Annotated in this window: 15 protein-coding genes; 10 read left to right on the top strand and 5 right to left on the bottom strand. The window is 68.6% G+C overall.

Annotated features, from left to right (window positions below; translation table 11 throughout):
* The first annotated feature begins 267 nt into the window (after window positions 1–267).
* Window positions 268–1,524: a threonine/serine exporter family protein gene (locus ABLE92_RS13070; protein WP_348805208.1), complete on the top strand. Its 1,257-nt coding sequence runs from the start codon at window positions 268–270 to the stop codon at window positions 1,522–1,524.
* Between the two features lie 100 nt (window positions 1,525–1,624).
* Here ABLE92_RS13070 and ABLE92_RS13075 read toward each other — a convergent pair whose 3' ends face one another.
* Both ABLE92_RS13075 and ABLE92_RS13080 read right to left on the bottom strand, forming a co-directional pair.
* Entirely contained in the window at window positions 1,625–3,040 is a 1,416-nt protein-coding gene (locus ABLE92_RS13075; RefSeq protein ID WP_348805209.1) for an amidase, read from the bottom strand.
* A gap of 43 nt (window positions 3,041–3,083) precedes the next feature.
* Window positions 3,084–3,665, bottom strand: a complete 582-nt coding sequence (locus ABLE92_RS13080; RefSeq protein WP_348805210.1) for a TetR/AcrR family transcriptional regulator — start codon at window positions 3,663–3,665, stop codon at window positions 3,084–3,086.
* Between the two features lie 89 nt (window positions 3,666–3,754).
* Here ABLE92_RS13080 and ABLE92_RS13085 point away from each other — a divergent pair, with 89 nt between their 5' ends.
* From ABLE92_RS13085 to ABLE92_RS13105, 5 genes are all read left to right on the top strand, one after another.
* Window positions 3,755–5,053 (top strand): MFS transporter, encoded by a 1,299-nt coding sequence (locus ABLE92_RS13085; RefSeq protein WP_348805211.1) that lies wholly within the window; start codon window positions 3,755–3,757, stop codon window positions 5,051–5,053.
* Entirely contained in the window at window positions 5,028–6,227 is a 1,200-nt protein-coding gene (locus tag ABLE92_RS13090; protein WP_348805212.1) for an acyl-CoA dehydrogenase family protein, read from the top strand. Before ABLE92_RS13085 ends, ABLE92_RS13090 begins: the two co-directional genes overlap by 26 nt.
* Window positions 6,228–6,276: 49 nt before the next feature.
* Window positions 6,277–7,389 (top strand): acyl-CoA dehydrogenase family protein, encoded by a 1,113-nt coding sequence (locus ABLE92_RS13095; protein WP_348805213.1) that lies wholly within the window; start codon window positions 6,277–6,279, stop codon window positions 7,387–7,389.
* A gap of 601 nt (window positions 7,390–7,990) precedes the next feature.
* Window positions 7,991–8,422, top strand: coding sequence for a DUF350 domain-containing protein (locus ABLE92_RS13100; protein ID WP_348805215.1), 432 nt, complete (start codon window positions 7,991–7,993; stop codon window positions 8,420–8,422).
* Window positions 8,423–8,562: 140 nt separating this feature from the next.
* The gene (locus ABLE92_RS13105) at window positions 8,563–9,018 is read left to right on the top strand and encodes an SRPBCC family protein (protein ID WP_348805216.1); all 456 of its coding nucleotides are present in this window, start codon (window positions 8,563–8,565) and stop codon (window positions 9,016–9,018) included.
* A gap of 22 nt (window positions 9,019–9,040) precedes the next feature.
* Here ABLE92_RS13105 and ABLE92_RS13110 read toward each other — a convergent pair whose 3' ends face one another.
* Window positions 9,041–9,838 carry an HAD-IIA family hydrolase gene (locus ABLE92_RS13110; protein WP_348805217.1) on the bottom strand — a complete coding sequence of 266 codons (798 nt, stop codon included), beginning with the start codon at window positions 9,836–9,838 and terminating at the stop codon, window positions 9,041–9,043.
* Window positions 9,839–9,944: 106 nt separating this feature from the next.
* Here ABLE92_RS13110 and moeA point away from each other — a divergent pair, with 106 nt between their 5' ends.
* From moeA to ABLE92_RS13130, 4 genes are all read left to right on the top strand, one after another.
* A complete protein-coding gene (gene moeA, locus ABLE92_RS13115; protein WP_348805218.1) occupies window positions 9,945–11,183 on the top strand; it encodes a molybdopterin molybdotransferase MoeA in 1,239 nt (412 codons plus the stop codon).
* A 114-nt stretch (window positions 11,184–11,297) separates the two neighbouring features.
* Complete coding sequence (locus tag ABLE92_RS13120) at window positions 11,298–12,023, top strand: phosphatidylserine decarboxylase (protein ID WP_348805219.1); 726 nt, start codon at window positions 11,298–11,300, stop codon at window positions 12,021–12,023.
* On the top strand, window positions 12,020–13,009 hold the full coding sequence (locus tag ABLE92_RS13125) for a CDP-alcohol phosphatidyltransferase family protein (RefSeq protein WP_348805220.1): 990 nt from the start codon (window positions 12,020–12,022) through the stop codon (window positions 13,007–13,009). The genes ABLE92_RS13120 and ABLE92_RS13125 overlap by 4 nt, the downstream gene beginning before the upstream one ends.
* Entirely contained in the window at window positions 13,006–15,318 is a 2,313-nt protein-coding gene (locus tag ABLE92_RS13130) for an AAA family ATPase (RefSeq protein ID WP_348805221.1), read from the top strand. The genes ABLE92_RS13125 and ABLE92_RS13130 overlap by 4 nt, the downstream gene beginning before the upstream one ends.
* Window positions 15,319–15,435: 117 nt before the next feature.
* On the opposite strand, the gene ABLE92_RS13135 is transcribed toward ABLE92_RS13130, so the two are convergent.
* Complete coding sequence (locus ABLE92_RS13135; RefSeq protein ID WP_348805222.1) at window positions 15,436–16,023, bottom strand: hypothetical protein; 588 nt, start codon at window positions 16,021–16,023, stop codon at window positions 15,436–15,438.
* A gap of 174 nt (window positions 16,024–16,197) precedes the next feature.
* Window positions 16,198–16,614 (bottom strand): hypothetical protein, encoded by a 417-nt coding sequence (locus tag ABLE92_RS13140; protein WP_348805223.1) that lies wholly within the window; start codon window positions 16,612–16,614, stop codon window positions 16,198–16,200.
* Between the last annotated feature and the right edge of the window lie 121 nt (window positions 16,615–16,735).

Here is a 16,735-nt window from a genome sequence, read left to right on the forward strand (position 1 = left end):
ATTCGGGACACGATCCGAGCGATTCCGTGCCAAGGTTTCTGAGAAATCACCCGCGACGGCCGCGGTTCCTCTATACATCGTCGTCAGCTGTCGGCGATGTCGCGACGATGGATTCCACCCGGTGGCGTCGGACAGATCCGCTCTTGCGCGCGGGGCTTCCGCATCGAAGCGCCGGTCACCCCGATGTAGGTTGATCCGAGCCGTGTCGGCAGTCCGACCACATCGGTTGGTCCGCATGGCAATCGAGACCCGCTGTGAGGTGCAGGCATGTCAGATGACGCGGTGAAACGGCCCGGATCGGCAGATCCGGACGACATGCTGACCCTCATCACCGAGGTCGGTGAGGCGCTCAACAGTTCGTCGTACCCGGTTCCCCTCACGCAGCAGGTTCTTCACGAGATCTGCACGACGTACGACTACGACGCGACGACCGAGGTCTTCGCGACCTACATCATCGCGCTCGATCGTCAACGGGGTCGGACGGCGATGGCGAACAGCACTACGCCCTACCGATTCGACCAGATCGCGGACACCGAGACGCTGGTGCACCGGCTCCGGCGGGAACCGATTCCGGTTCCGGATGCGCTCCACAAGCTGCGCGCCATCGCCGCTGCCCCGCCACCGATTCATCCCCTGGTCCGGATTGCGGGCTACATGCTCATGGCGTTGGGGTTCGCCATGTGCTTCCGGATGAGCCCGTTGGCGTCGGTCGCTGCCGTCGTCCTGTCGATTCCGATTGCGGCGGTGCTGTTGTGGAGTGGCACCAAACCGGCGATCACCGCCCTGATGCCCGTCCTGTTGACGTTTCTGGCCGCATTGCCGATTGCACTGTGGTCGGTGCACGGCGGATTCGACGACCCGGTGCGACTCGCCGTCATCCCGGTGGTGACACTGATTCCCGGAGCGGCGCTCACCACCGCACTGATCGAGCTCACCACCGGCGACATGATCGCCGGCTCGACCCGCCTGGTCTCCGCGCTGATCGTGCTGCTGTCGATGGCGTTCGGATTCGCGTTGGCCCTCGACGTCGCCGGCCTGACGTCAGTTCACCTGCAGGATCTGACAAGTGAGCAGGCGCCGTCGTGGGTGCTGTGGCTCGCCGGACCGGTGTTCGCGGTCGGCAACACCCTGTATTTCTGTACGCCCCAACGGTTGTGGGTGTGGACCATCGGGTTGACATTCGGGACCTTCTGGCTCAACAACGTGACACAGCTGGTCATCCTGCCCGCGTTCGCCGGCGGTATCGCGTTGGGCGTCACCCTGCTGGTCGCCTGGGTCGTCAGCGACCGCGCCAAGGGACATCCGAGCGCCCTGGTGATGTATCTGCCGCCGTTCTGGTTGATGGTTCCGGGATCGATGGGTTTCGTCGCGATCAGCGGAGTCATCACCGAGGATCGCGAACTCTCCGGTCTCGGGACGAATGCCGCCCTGTCCCTGCTGAGTATGGCCATCTGCATGATGATCGCCACCGTTCTGGCCCCCTTGGTGATCCGGCTGCTGAACTCGTGGCGGCCACGGCCGTAGCGCCCCGTCGAGATGCGGTCTTGTTGGCGGAGATGGGTGGTGTAGCACCCAGATTCGCTGGCAGGACCCAAATTCTCTGGGAGACCATGCTTTCCGCGTCTCAGCCCGCGTCCTGAATGCGTGCGAACGGCCGTGCGGCCTCGAGTTCGTAGGCGAGTTCCAGCAATGTCCGCTCGTCACCGATATCGGCCGAGAAGTGCATGCCCAGCGGCAATCCGTCCGACGTCTGTGCCAGCGGCAGGCTGATTCCCGGGGTGCCCGACGTGTTGTTCGCCGGGGTGAAGGCCACGTACCGGGTCAGCCGATCGAAGACCTTGTCGAAATCCACCGCCGGATCGAGGTAGCCGATCTTCGGCGTGGTGTGCGCCAGCGTCGGCGAGAGCACCGCGTCAAAACGCGAAAAGGTCTCGCGCAGTTGGACAGTGGAACGCTTGAGACCGCGCAGAATCGATGGGGTGCGCCACATCCGGCGCAGATACATCCGCGAGAGGCCGCGGGTGAACGGGTCGAGCTGTGAACGGTCGAAGCCCTTGTCGACGAACCGTTTCCCGAAGTGATCGATACCGAAGGCGAGCATCGCCCAATACGAGGTGAACTCGTTGATATACGAACGGTCCACCGGAACCGGCACGAATTCCGTTCGATGACCCAGACTTTCGAGGAGTTCGGCGGTGGCGGTCAACGCGGCCTGGGTGTCGTCGTCGAGGAGTTGCCCGGTCAGCGGTTCGGTGAGCATCGCGATCCGCAGGCGTCGCTCCGACGGACCGTCGACGCGACCCACCAGCGGCAATCCCTTTGCTGGACTGAAGGTCTCGGCGTCGGCGAGGAAACGGGCGGTATCCCGTACGGTGCGGCTGACGATGCCGTTGGAGATCAGGTCGATCGGCATCGACTTCCCCTCGGGCGAGGCGACGACGCGATCGCGGGTGGGTTTGAGTCCGACGAGCCCGCAGGCCGCGGCCGGGATACGGATCGACCCGCCACCGTCATTGGCGTGCGCGATCGGCAACGCCCCGGCCGCCACCAACGCCGCCGACCCACCCGATGATGCGCCACAGGAGTAGTCGGTGTCCCACGGATTGCGGGTGGGATCGCGGTCGACGAATTCGGTGGTCGCGGTCAGCCCGAAGGCCGGCAGGGTCGAGGCGCCGACGATGTTCACGCCGGTGGACAGCAACTGATCGGTGAACGGCTCGTTCTTCGTGGCCACCCGCTCGGGTACCGCGGCCGAACCGTGCGTCGTCGGGATTCCGGCGAACAGCGTGTTGTTCTTGATGATCGAGGGCACCCCGGCGAACGAGCCGCCGCAGTACCCGCCGTCGACGGCCCGCTTGCGGGCCCGCTCACGGTCATCCACCGCGACGGCGTTGAGTGTCGGGTTGACCGCGTCGATCCGGGCGAGGGCCGCCTCGACCGCCTCGGTGGCCGAGATGTCGCCTCGCGTGATCGCCTCGGCGACGCCGACCGCGTCCCATTCCCCCAGCGCGTCGTCACCGAACGCGTGCACATGCCTCATGCGCGCCGAGCCTAGTACGTCACGGGCATCGGATTCGCCAGGATCAGACCATCCGCATGACATCGGCGGCCAGGCGGGTGGCGAACTCATCGTCGATGTGTTTGGCGAAGACCGCATGGTGATAGAGCGGCGCGATGATGTGGTCGAGGATCTGTTCCACCGACGGTGTGGCCTCGCCGCGGCCGGAAGCCCGCCCGACCATCTCGGCCGCCTGACCGCGGCGGATCTCCCAGCACGGGCATTCGTCGATGAGGTCGTCGCGCGCGGTGACCATCGCGCGCAGGTAGGCGCGACGCGACGGCCGGGAGATGTCGGCGCCGATGATGCGCGCCCACTCGGCCAGATCCCCGGCCAGCGTGCCGGTGTCCGGCAGCGCCTCGCCCTGGGTGAGCGCGGCCACCGCGACCTCCTCGAGCAGGGCGGTGATCGACCCCCAGCGTCGATAGATGCTGGTCGGGTTGACCCCGGCGAGCTCGGCGACCTGCGGGATCGTCATGCTCTCGCGTTCACCGCGGGCGACGAGCCGGCCGACCGCGTCGTACACCGCGTGTTGCACCCGGGCACTGCGTCCACCGGGTCGGCGACCCGTCGTGACCTCGGTGTTGTCCGCTGTTACCGCACTCATGGAATCGATTATTGCAAATCGCGTTGCTTTAGGGGTCCACGTCGGGCTAGGTTGGCCCTAACGCAAACCACTTTGCTTTTGGAGGATCGATGTCGCGACTGCATCCGCACCGCGCGTTCTGGGTGATCGCCGCGACCGTGGTGATGGTCCTCTTCGCCTCGGCCGCCCCGTCGCCCTTGTACCCGGTCTACCAGCAGCTTTGGGGCTTCTCGTCGTTCACCCTGACCGGGGTGTTCGCGATCTACGTGGTGACGATGCTGATCAGCCTGCTGTCGGTGGGATCGCTCTCCGATCACATCGGCCGCCGACCGGTACTGGCCGTGGCCCTGGTCCTGCTGATCGCCAGCATGGTGCTGTTCCTGGCCGCCGACGGTGTCGGCATCCTGATCGCCGCTCGTGCCCTGCAGGGCCTGGCCACCGGGGCCGCGATCGGCACGCTGACCGCCACCGTCGTCGACCTGCAGCCCAGCGCCCGCCTCGGCTCGGCGATCACCGGGGCGGCCCCGACCATCGGTCTGGCCGCCGGGGTCGCGATCGCCGGTGTCCTCGTCCAGTACGCGCCGCAACCGCGATTCCTGGTCTACGAGATCACCCTCGGCATCTACGCCCTGCTGCTCGTCGCGCTGCTGATCGTGCCCGAGACGTCGTCACGCATCGGATTCACCTCACGCCGGCACGTCCTGGTCACCCTGGCCCCGCAGGCGTCGGTACCCGGCGAGATCCGCCATCTCTTCTGGGGCGCCCTGCCGGCCTTCGTCGCGACGTGGTCGATGGGTGGGCTCTACCTCTCGCTGGGGTCGTCGGTGATCGCGAAGGTCTTCGGCATCGACAATCACGCCGCGGCGGGCGCACTGCTGTTCACCTTCTTCGCCGCCGGCGCGCTCACGTCACTGGCGCTGATCGGACGCGACGCCGCGACCAAACTGGCCTACGGCTACCCCGCCCTGGCCGCCGGCGCGGTGATCTCGCTGGCCGGGGTGCTCACCTCGGCGCTGCCGTTCTATGTGGCGGGCTCGTTGATCGCCGGCACCGGATTCGCCGCGACCTTCCTCGGCGCCCTTGACTCGATCAGCGCCGCCACCCCACCGCCGCAGCGCGGACAGGTGTTCTCGGCCGTCTTCATCGTCAGCTACCTGGCGTTCAGCCTGCCCGCGGTGATCGCCGGACTCGTCGTCAGTCACGTCGGCCTGCAGGAGACCGTCGTCGGCTACGTCGTCTACGTCCTGCTGGTCGCGATCGTCGGGGCGGTGCTGTCGCGGCGGGCGCGACGCAGAGGCGGAATCGTCTCATCTTCGGTGTCCGATCCGGCCGATCCGGCATCCCGGGTTTTGCCCCGCGACCTCGAAGAGTATGAAGGTAGGCATGCACCTGAAATACAGTTCAAGTGAGGAAGCCTTCCGCGAGGAGCTCCGGACGTTTTTCACGACCCAGGTCCCCAAGGACATTCGTGAGCGCAGCGCCGCCGGAAAACTCAATTACCCCGACGACATCGTCACCACCACCCGCATCCTCAACGAGGCCGGGTACGCGGTGCCGCACTGGCCGGTGGAGTGGGGCGGCCAGGATTGGACCCCGATCCAGCACCACATCTACCGCGAGGAGATGAGCCTGGCGTCGGTGCCGGACATGCTGCCGTTCAACGCGGGCATGATCGGGCCGGTCATCGCACAGTTCGGCTCCCCGGAGATGAAGGAACGTTTCCTGGCCAAGACCGCCAACCTCGACATCTGGTGGTGCCAGGGCTTCTCCGAACCTGAAGCGGGCTCGGATCTCGCGTCCCTGAAGACCCGGGCGGTACGCGACGGCGATCACTACGTCGTCAACGGCCAGAAGACCTGGACGACGCTGGGCCAGTTCGCCGACTGGATCTTCTGCCTGGTGCGCACCGACCCGGACGTCAAGAAGCAGGCCGGCATCTCGATGCTGCTGTTCCCGATGGACACCCCGGGCGTCGAACTCCGCCCGATCCAGCTGATCGACGGCGGCTTCGAGGTCAACGAGGTGTTCTTCAACGACGTCCGCGTTCCGGTGGAAAACCTTGTGGGCGAGGAGAATCAGGGCTGGACACAGGCCAAGTTCCTGCTCGGCAACGAGCGCAACGGCATCGCCCGCGTCGGCTACACCCGCACCAAGCTCGCCCGCGCCAAGGAACTCGCACGGGAAGTGACCGCCGCCGACGGCACCCCGCTGCTCGAGGATCCGCTGTTGGCCGCACGTCTGGCCGAACTCGAAAACGAGCTGCTCGCACTGGAACTCACCCAGCTGCGGGTGGTGGCGTCCTCCGCCGACGGCAAGCCGAACCCGGCGTCGTCGCTGCTCAAGCTGCGCGGTAGCCAACTGCAGCAAGAGGCGATGGAGCTGATCGCCGACATCGCCGGCCCCCAGTCGCTGCCGGTGTCCGCGATCGAATCCGGCTCCGCCAACGGTTCCGCCGACATCCTCGCCCCGGAGTGGGCGCAGCTGTCGGTGCCGACGTATCTGAACTACCGCAAGGTGACCATCTACGGCGGTTCGTCGGAGGTTCAGCGGCAGATCATCGACAAGGCCGTCCTCGGCCTGTAGCCCCGATCCCCTTCTGCCCCAACATCTCTCGACACCCGAGGAATTTTTCATGGATTTCGAACTGTCCGAAGAACAAACGATGTTGCGCGACACCGTCCGCGACGTCCTGACCAAGACCTACGACGTGGAGACGCTGCGCAAGGTCACCGACACCGAACTCGGCTGGAGCCGCGACGTCTGGAAGTCGTTGGCCGACATCGGCATCCTGGGTCTGACGATCCCCGAGGAGGACGACGGCGCGGGTGCCGGTCCGGTCGAGTTCGCCAGCGTGATGGGCGAGATCGGTCGCGCCAATGCGCCCGAGCCGTACCTGGATTCGGTACTCGTGCCCAGCTCGCTGATCGTCGCCACCGCCGAGGGCGAGTTGCGCGCCGAGCTTCTCGGCGGGCTGGCATCCGGCGAGTTGCTGATGGCCTTCGCCCACCAGGAGTCCGGCGATCGCTGGCCGGCCGCAGCGGTGGATGCGACCGTCGCCGACGGCAAGCTCACCGGAACCAAGGCGCTTGTCCCCCACGGTGATTGCGCCGACAAGCTGATCGTCTCGGCACGCGAGAACGGCGAGCTCGGTCTCTACCTCGTCGACGCCGACGCCGACGGCGTGGACCGCGTCGCCTACCGCACGAGCGATCGTCGACGCGGTGCGCAGATCACCTTCACCGACGCACCGGCCACGCGGCTCGGCTCGGGTGATGCCGGCGCCCTGCTGTCCGACGTCGAGGTGGGTATCCAGACCGCCCTGTGCGCCGAGGCCGTCGGTGCGATGGAGCGCGCCCTGGACCTGACCGTCGACTACCTCAAGACGCGCAAGCAGTTCGGCGTGACCCTGTCGACGTTCCAGGCCCTCGACCATCGGGCCGCCGACGTGTACGTCTCGCTCGAACTCGCCCGCAGCATGAGCCTGTACGCGACCACTGCGCTGGCCGACGGCGTCGCCGACCCGATCATCGCCTCCCGCGCGAAGCTGCAGATCTGCCGTTCGCTGCGGCACGTCGGGCAGGAAGCCGTGCAGATGCACGGCGGCATCGGTATGACCGCCGAGTACCCGGTGGGTCACTACCTGTCCCGGTTGACCGCGATCAGCCACACGCTCGGCGACGCCAACGATCACCTCCGGGCGCTGTCGAAGAATGTGGGCAGCTACGACCTCGTCGGACTGCTCTGACGGCTCGCTGAACGCGACCACGCCACCGCCCCGATCACACCGCCACACACGGCGGGTGGTCGGGGCGGGTGCTTTGTCCGGCGCACACTCGACGGGAATCAGCGCACACTCGACGCGGAACAGCGCCCACTCGACGGGAAAGGGCGCACACTCGACGGGGAACGGCGCACACTCGACGGAAATCAGCGCCCACTCGACGCGGTGGGTGGGGTCACGGCACCCACACCCCTACCCACACCCACACCCACACCCACACCCACACCCACAGCATCAGCACATAGGGCGGTGGCACCCGCCGCTTCGGGGCACAGTCCCGCGACACCGTCGAGCAGCCGGCGATGCTCACTCTCCAGTAGTCGTGTCAACCAGCCCATCCCGGACACCTCCTGCGCCACTCGATTCCCACGACGATTCCGCCCAGTAGGCCCCGAACAGGTCGCGGTGACCAGGGTTTGGCCCAGCATGATCGCACCGACCTCGTCGGCGAGCGCATGTCGTGAGCGCCAAACCCGACGCCTCCGACGCCATTGTCGCTAGGGTTTCTTCTGACCCGGTCCCGGTGACGGCCGGGCCTCGACGATCGGTGACGACAGGAGTTCGAGTGGAGATCTTGCGGGACAATCTGGCCCAGGCGGCGTCGTTCTCGCTGGTCGGCATCGCGCTGCTGATCCTCGGCTACGCCGCCCTCGACCTCGTGACGCCGGGACGGCTCCGGCAACTGGTGTGGGTCGAGCACAATCGCAACGCGATGATCATGACGGTGTCGATGGTGATCGGCCTGTCGCTGGTGCTGGTGGGGTCGGTGTTCGACACGGCCTCCCTGGAGTTGTGGCGCGGCCTCGTCTACACCATCGCGTACGCGGTGGTCGCGATCGCGGTGATGATGTGGTCGTTCGTCCTCATCGACTGGTTGACCCCGGGCAAGCTCGGCACCATCCTGCTCGACGATTCCCGGGAGCACCCGGCGATCTGGGTGACCGCGGCGGTGTTCGTGGGGATCGGCGCGGTCATCGCGGCCACGCTCCTGGCCTGAGCCGCCCGAGCCCTTATTGACGGTTGCTCAATAAATGGCCTAGGGTCGCCCATATCCGACGTCACCTGGCGGCGTCTTCGACCGATCACGCCGTCATCGACCGATTCACACGAACCGATCAACACAAGGGGAACCGAACCGTGGCTGCACCACTCATCGAGGAGTCCATCGACATCAACGCCTCCCCGGAGGCGGTCTGGACGGTGATCTCCGACCTCAAGCGTATGGGTGAGTGGAGCCCGCAGTGCGTGAAGATGATCATCCGCGGCCCGGTGGAACTCGGCACCAAGACCATCAACATCAACCGTCGCGGGCCACTGGTGTGGCCGACGACGTCGAAGGTCGTGCGGTTCGCCCCGAATCAGGAGATCGGTTTCCGGGTCGCGGAGAACCACACCGTGTGGAGCTACACCATCACCCCCACCGACGCCGGTGTCACGCTGACCGAACGCCGTGAGGCGCCCGGCGGGACGACCACGAAGGTCTCCTCGGTGCTCGTCGACAAGCTCATGGGTGGCACCGAGTCGTTCGAGGAAGAACTCAAGCTGGGGATGGCCGAGACCCTCGGCAAGATCAAGAAGGCCGCCGAGGCATAGGAAGGCGTAGGGCGTACCCGACTCAGCCGTCGAGCTTGTCGATCAGGGCCGGTAGGTCGGCGATCGAGTCGATGACGTAGTCGGGCACCGGCCCGAACTCGTCGCGCTGCAGGGCGGCGAGGGCCTCCTCCCGGAACTTGCCGGTCCGCACCAGCACCCCGATCAGCGCCGACGCCTGCGCGCCGAGCACGTCGTTGTGCATGTCGTCGCCGACCATCACCACCTGCGTCGGTTCCAGATTCATCACCTCGACGGCGGCGCGGAAACCCAGCGGGGACGGCTTGCCGATCGCGCGGATCTTGCGGCCGGCGGCCTTCTCCAGTCCCTCGAGGTAGACGCCGGTGTCGATGGACAGGCCCGAGGCCGTCGACCAGATCATCGACCGATGCATCGCGATCACCGGCACCCCGGCGAGCAGCATCTCCAACACCGTCGACAGCGCCTCGTGGGTGAACACCGGGCCCGCCCCACCGAGGACGACGACCTGCGCCTGCGACGGGTCGTCGGTGAGGGGAACCCCGGTCATGTCGTCGGCGATCGGCCCCTCGTTGAGCACCCACGCCTTCTTGCCGGGGTAGGTCTGCGCCAGATACTCCGCGGTGAGCTTCGCGGCGGTGAGGATCTCCTCGGGCGCCACCTCGAATCCCGCCTGCGCGAGGGCGTCGGCGATGTCCCCACGCGAACGAGACGTGGTGTTGGTCAAGAACATTCGTGGGATCTGCCGGTCGGCCAGGGTGCGCACCGCATCGACGGCACCCGGCAGCGCCTCCCAGGACGTGACCATCACGCCGTCGATGTCCAGTAGCAACCCGAGACTCATAGACCAAATCTAGTATCGGTCGCCGATGCCTGCAGAGCTCGACGACCCCGGGTCCCCCTCGGCGTGCACCGACGATGGCATGCCGGGGCGATGGCATGCTGGGGCGATGCGCCCGGTGAATGTCCATCAGCAGATCGTCGCCGCCCTGTTCGGTCCGCCGGAACCGGTCACCGTCGCCGTCACCGATGCGCTGGGCCTGGTCACGGCCGAACCGGTCGACGCGCCGATCTCGCTGCCCGGCTTCGACAACTCCGCGATGGACGGATTCGCCGTGCGGGCCGCCGAGGTCGCCGAGGCGAGCGCCGAGCACCCGGTCATCCTGCCGGTGGCCGCCGACATCCCGGCCGGACGCACCGACCCACCACCACTGGCACCGGGCACGTCCGCACGCATCATGACCGGCGCGCCGATGCCGGCCGGCGCCGACGCGGTGGTACCCGTCGAGTCGACGACGGCCGATTTCACCGGCGACGCCGACCTGCCCGACACGGTGACGATCACCGGCGGCGTACCGCTCGGCAAACACATCCGGCTCGCCGGTTCCGACATCGCCGCCGACAGCCCCGCGCTGGCCGAGGGCACCGAGATCGGTGCCGCGCAGATCGGTCTGCTCTGCGGGCTCGGCATCACCGAGATCGGTGTCTTTCGCCGGCAGCGGGTGGCGGTGCTCTCCACCGGCTCCGAGCTGGTGGCGCCGGGACAGCCGCTGCTGCCCGGCCAGATCTACGAATCCAACGGCGCGATGCTGACGGCGGCGGCCATCGAGGCCGGGGCCATCGCGCGGCACGTGCACTTCGTGCCCGACGACCCCGCACAGTTCCTCGGACGCCTGGCGGAGATCGCCGCCGACGCCGACCTCATCATCACCTCCGGAGGCGTCAGCGCCGGTGCGTTCGAGGTGGTCAAGGAGGCCCTCACCGCCACCGGTGGCGTGGAGTTCGCGAAGGTGGCGATGCAACCGGGAATGCCGCAGGGCTGCGGCCACTTTCGCGCACCCGACGGGCGGGCGGTGCCGATCGTCACCGTGCCGGGCAACCCGGTCAGTTCGCTGGTGTCCTTCGAGATCTTCATCCGCGATCCACTCCGTGCGGCGATGGGACTGCACCGACGCCGGCCGCGTCTGCACGCGAAACTCACCACCGATCTCACCTCGCCGCCGGGCAAACGCCAGTTCCAGCGCGGCCTGTTCGTCCGCCACCCCGGCGGCCCGTGGATCTCCCCCGCGGGCCCACCGGCGTCGCATCACCTGAGCAACCTGGCGCGCGCCGAGGCCCTCGTCGACATCGACGAAGACACCGTGGCGCTGTCGGCGGGCGACGAGGTCGACGTCATCCGCCTGCGGTAGTCGGGGCGGGGCGGTCCGCCGGTCGCCCCGCGGCCGGGGGCTCTAAGCTGTACGGGCGCACCATCGGAGTGCGCATCACCCGACATCATCAACGGACATGGGGAGAGGTTGACTGTGGCGAGGCGCCCGCGGCCGGACGCACCAGACGGTCTGTCACCTGCACATCTGGTCACGTTGGCCAAAGAGACCATTCCCCCGGTCCATCCCGCCGGTCTGCCCTTCGTCGCGGCCGCATCCGCGGTGGCCGTCGTCGGCCGCAGACACCGCTGGATCCGGGTGCCGGCCACCCTGACCGCCGGGGCGTGTGCCGCGTTCTTCCGGCATCCCGCCCGGGTGCCACCCACCGATCCGGCGGTGGTGGCCGCACCCGCCGACGGCACGGTCAGTCTCGTCGACGAGGCGGTCCCGCCCGCCGAGGCCGGACTCGGCGACACACCACGGCCCCGGGTGTCGGTGTTCCTGTCACTCTTCGACGTGCACGTGCAGCGGGTCCCGGTGTCCGGCACGGTCACGTCGGTGACACATACGCCGGGACGGTTCGTCTCCGCCGACCTGCCCGACGCCAGTTCGGTCAACGAACGCACCACCATGACGCTGCGTGCCGACGCCACCGGCGACGACATCGCCGTCGTCCAGATCGCCGGCCTGCTCGCCCGTCGCATCGTGTGCGAGCCGTCGGCGGGTGATGCGCTGTCGGTCGGCGCGACGTACGGCCTGATCCGTTTCGGGTCCCGCGTCGACGTCTACCTGCCACCCGGAACGGTGCCGCAGGTCCGGCTCGGCCAGCGCACCATCGGCGCCGAGACCGCGCTGGCCACCCTGGGTGGCGACCGCGCATGAATCCGCACCGGGAGCGTCCCGTCACCCAACGCCCACCCACGCGGGTGGCGGGTCGTCGGACCTCGCCGGCCGAGCAGTCCCGGCTGCGTCGTCAGGCCGCCGCCGGACGCATGTTCGTGCCGTCGGCGCTGACGATCCTGGCGATCTGTGCCGGGATGACGTCCATCCGGTTCGCGATGAACGACAACATCAACGCCGCGTTGGGCCTGCTCGTCGCGGCCGCGTTGCTCGACGGCATCGACGGCCGGGTCGCCCGCCTGATGGGTGCGACCACGAAGATCGGCGCCGAGATCGACTCGCTGGCCGACGTCATCAACTTCGGTGTGGTGCCCGCGTTCCTGGTGTATCTGACGCTGCTCGACGGCACCGACCTGGGCTGGCTGCTGGCCCTCATCTACTGCTGCGCGATCGTGCTGCGTCTCGCCCGGTTCAACACCCTGCTCGACGACGATGACGCCCCCGCCTACACCCGCGACTTCTTCGTCGGGGTGCCGGCGCCGGCCGCCGCGATCGGCGCGTTGCTGCCCGTCGGACTGCTGCAGCAGTTCGGGACGGGGTGGTGGACGTCGCTGGCCGCGGTCGGGATCTGGTTGATGCTGGTGGCCTTCCTCGCGGTGAGCCGCATCCCGACGGCGTCGCTGAAGGCGTCGAAGGTGTCGGCCCGCGCGTTGCCGGGCCTGCTGCTGCTGGTGGCGATCGGCGCGGCCCTGCTGCTGACCTTTCCCTACGTCCTGATGGTGATCGCCATCGTCGGCTACGCCATCCACATCCCGTTCGCCTGGCGGAGTCGGCGCTGGGTCGCGTCGCGACCCGAACACTGGGACGCCGCCCCGAAGGAACGTCGCGCCGAGCGGCGGGCACTGGCCCGGGAAGGTTCCGGACGTCGCGTCATGCCGCGGCGTCGGCAGGCGATGAAGAAGTCCGACGGTCGGCTCGGCCTGCACCGCCCGACTCGCCCGGAGGATCCGGGGCGTCGTCCGTCATGAGCCAATTGACCCTGACCGCGCGACTCAACCCGTCGGCCGCCGATGCGCGACGCGGCATCGTCCGCGTCCACCCGGAGGTCCTGACCGCCCTCGGCCTGCGCGAATGGGATGCCATCAGCCTCACCGGGGCGCGCGTGACCGCGGCCGTCGTCGGCGCCACCGCCCCGGATGCGGCGACCGGCGCCATCCTGCTCGACGACATCTCGTTCTCCAACGCCGGTGTGCGGGAGAACGCGCAGGTGGTGATCGGCCCGGTGGTCGTGCAGGCCGCCGCGCGGGTCGTCGTCAGCGGATCGGCCCTGGCCAGCCACGGCGTCGACCCGACCACCCTGCGACGCGCACTGCTCGGCAAGGTGCTGTCCGTCGGCGACACCGTCTCCCTGCTGCCGCGCGACCTCGGTCCCGAGTTGACCGCCGGCGACGCGGTCCGCGCCCTCGCGGTGTCGGTGGGTATCACCTGGACCAATGAACTGCTCACCGTCACCTCCACCGAGCCCGGCGCACCGGTGAGCGTGCAGCCGAACACCGCGGTGATGTGGACCGCGGGCGCCGTCGGTGGGAATCCGGGCGCTGTCAGTGCGGGAGTGGGCGCTGTCAGTGCGGGATCGAGCGCTGTCAACGCGGGGGTGAGCGCTGTCAACGCGGGAGTGAGCGCCGTCAACGTGGAACAGAGCGCTGTCAGTGCGGGAGAGAGCGCTGTCAGTGCGGCGCGGCCGGCACGGTCGGTCGCCGAACTGGTCGGCGTCGACGCCCAGGTCGCCAAGCTCACCGAATGGTTGCGGATCACCCTCGACGAGCCGGAGGTGTTGCGGACGCTCGGCGCCATTCCGCGGCTCGGGGTCCTGCTCACCGGTCCGGCCGGGGTCGGCAAGGCGACGGTCGTGCGGGCTGTGGTCGCCGAGCGACCGATGACCGTCGTCGACGGTCCGACGGTCGGCGCGCTCGAGGCCAATGCCCGGCTCCGTGCGGTCACCGACGCGATCGTGGGTCTGCGTCCGGGTGGCGGTGTTCTGCTGATCACCGACATCGATGCGCTGTTGCCGGCCGAACCGGAGCCGGTGTCGACGCTGATCCTCGACGCGTTGCGTACCGCACTCGATCCGGCCGACGGGGGCGGGGGCACCGGCGGCGGCACGATCGCGCTCATCGCGACGAGTGCCGAACCGGCCGCGATCGACATCCGGCTGCGCGATCCGCAGTTGTGTGACCGTGAACTGTCGATCGGGCTGCCCGACGCCGCCACCCGGGCCAAACTGCTCGCCGCCATCCTGACCGGCGTACCCACCGACGGCGCGCTGGACCTTTCGGCAATCGCTTCTCGCACACCGGGTTTCGTTGCCGGCGACCTGGCCGCCCTGACCCGCGAGGCGGCACTGCGGGCCGCGGCGCGGGTGACCGCCGACGCCTCGTCGTCGGCACCCGCGCTGACCGACGCCGACCTCGCCGGGGCGCTCGGCGTTATCCGCCCGGTGTCGCGCGGCGAATCGCCGGAGGTGTCGCTCGGGTCGATCACCCTCGACGACGTCGGCGACATGACCGAGACCAAACAGGCGCTCACCGAGGCGGTGCTCTGGCCCCTCGAACACCCGGACACCTTCACCCGGCTCGGCGTGCAGCCACCGCGCGGCGTGCTGCTGTTCGGGCCGCCGGGCTGCGGGAAGACCTTCGTGGTGCGGGCCCTCGCCGCGTCGGGGAGATTGTCGGTGCACACCGTCAAGGGTGCCGAGCTGATGGACAAGTGGGTCGGCTCGTCCGAACGCGCCGTCCGCGACTTGTTCTCTCGCGCAAGGGAATCCGCGCCCTCACTGATCTTCCTCGACGAGATCGACGCGCTGGCCCCGCGGCGCGGGCAGTCCAGCGACTCCGGCGTCTCCGACCGCGTCGTCGCCGCCCTGCTCACCGAACTCGACGGCGTCGAACCGTTGACCGATGTGGTCGTGCTCGGCGCCACCAACCGGCCCGATCTGATCGATCCGGCGTTGCTGCGCCCCGGCCGGCTCGAGCGCCTGGTCTTCGTCCCGCCGCCCGATGCCGCCGCCCGCGCCGACATCCTGCGGACCTCCGGACGCAATGTCCCGCTGGCCGACGACATCGATCTCGATCACCTGGCCACCGATCTCGACGGCTACTCGGCCGCCGACTGCTCGGCGCTCCTGCGCGAGGCGGCACTCTCCGCGATGCGGCGCAACATCGACGCCGCGACCGTCACCGCCGACGACATCGCCGACGCCCGCACCCGGGTGCGCGCATCCCTGGATGCCGCGCAGGTGGAGAACCTCCGCGCGTACGCGGAGCGTCGGCTCACCTGACCCCGACCGACAAAAAGTGGGGGAAGAATGTTCTTCCCCCACTTTGGGTTTCGCTCGCCGGCAGTTTCCGTCGGACGTAGCGATTCCTGGGGGAAGAAGCTTCTTCCCCCACTTTCGTCAGCTCGTCTGGGTCTGGCCCTCGGTCTGCGTCGGCGCCTGGGTGGGAGCCTGCTGCTGGCCGGTCTGGCCGTTCTGGGTCTGGCCGCTCTGGCCGGGCATCTGACCCATGCCACCACCCTGCTGGCCACCCATACCGCCGCCGGGCATCTGGCCGCCCATGCCACCGCCGGGCATCTGGCCCATGCCACCACCCTGCTGGCCGCCCATGCCACCGCCGGGGAACTGCTGGGTGTTCGACGACGAGCCGGAATCACCGACGACGTAGCCGGCACCGAAGCCGAGCAGCCCGAAGCCGACGGCGAGGCCGATGCCGCCGGCGATCACGGCGTTCTTGGTCTTCGAAGGCAGGCCCGAACCCGGCTGCGCAGCGGCGGGAACGGCTGCCGCCGGTGCGGGCGAACCGGCGACCGGCGCCGACCCGATCGGGGCGGTGGGAGCGGTGGCGGCCGTCGGGCCCTGTCCGACCGGCACCGTCGGCGCGGTGGCGCTGTAGGCGTCGGCATTCGCCGGTGCCGCGGTGGTGCCGGGGGTTGCGTCGGGGGCCGTCGACGTATCGGAAACTGTCGTGGTGTCGGGAGTCGACATCGTGTCACTCTCGCTTTCGGGTTTGGTCCGGTCACAGACACCTGCGTCCCGGATCGGTTTCAACGACTCCACGGTGGCGACGTCCGCTTGGCCGGTACTGCCCAGCACCTGTGAACCCGCTGTCAACCGCGGCGGCCCGGCCCGATCCGCTCTACGTTCTGCTCACCGGTCCGCTCAGCCGACGCTGACCTGATAGAACACCGAGGTGGCACCGGCGGCCGCGGCCGGTGTGATGCCCAGCGTCACCCAGTAGGTGGTGCCGTCCTTCGTCCCCGACATCCGCACCACGGTCTGACCCGAGTCGCTCTCCCGGCCCTCCTCGGTGAAACCGGCGTCGGTCAGCTTCGTCACCGCACCCTCGATCGGGTTGCCCTGATTCGCCGGTGCCTGCACGGTGACGGTCCAGTGATCCTTGCTGCCGTCGGCGGTCAGCACCTGACCGTCGACGAGCGGCACCTGCGCGGTCGGGAAATCGGCGGGCAGCCCCGGACGGGTCGGCGCGTCGCCGCCGCATGCCGCGATCAGCACCGTTGCCACCGATATCACCAGCATCGCGGCGAGCACCCTCACCACTGCATTCAGCCGAGCCATGGGAGCAACGGTAAGGTAGAGCCCGCGGACGTCACGTCGTGACACTCCCGGCCACCGGGACAGACACACCCGACATCCGCGCCATGACCACCCCGCCCGCCGAACGACGACCGACGACCGA

This window comes from Gordonia oleivorans (genome assembly GCF_040044975.1).
In the GTDB taxonomy this organism is placed as follows: Bacteria; Actinomycetota; Actinomycetes; order Mycobacteriales; family Mycobacteriaceae; genus Gordonia; species Gordonia oleivorans.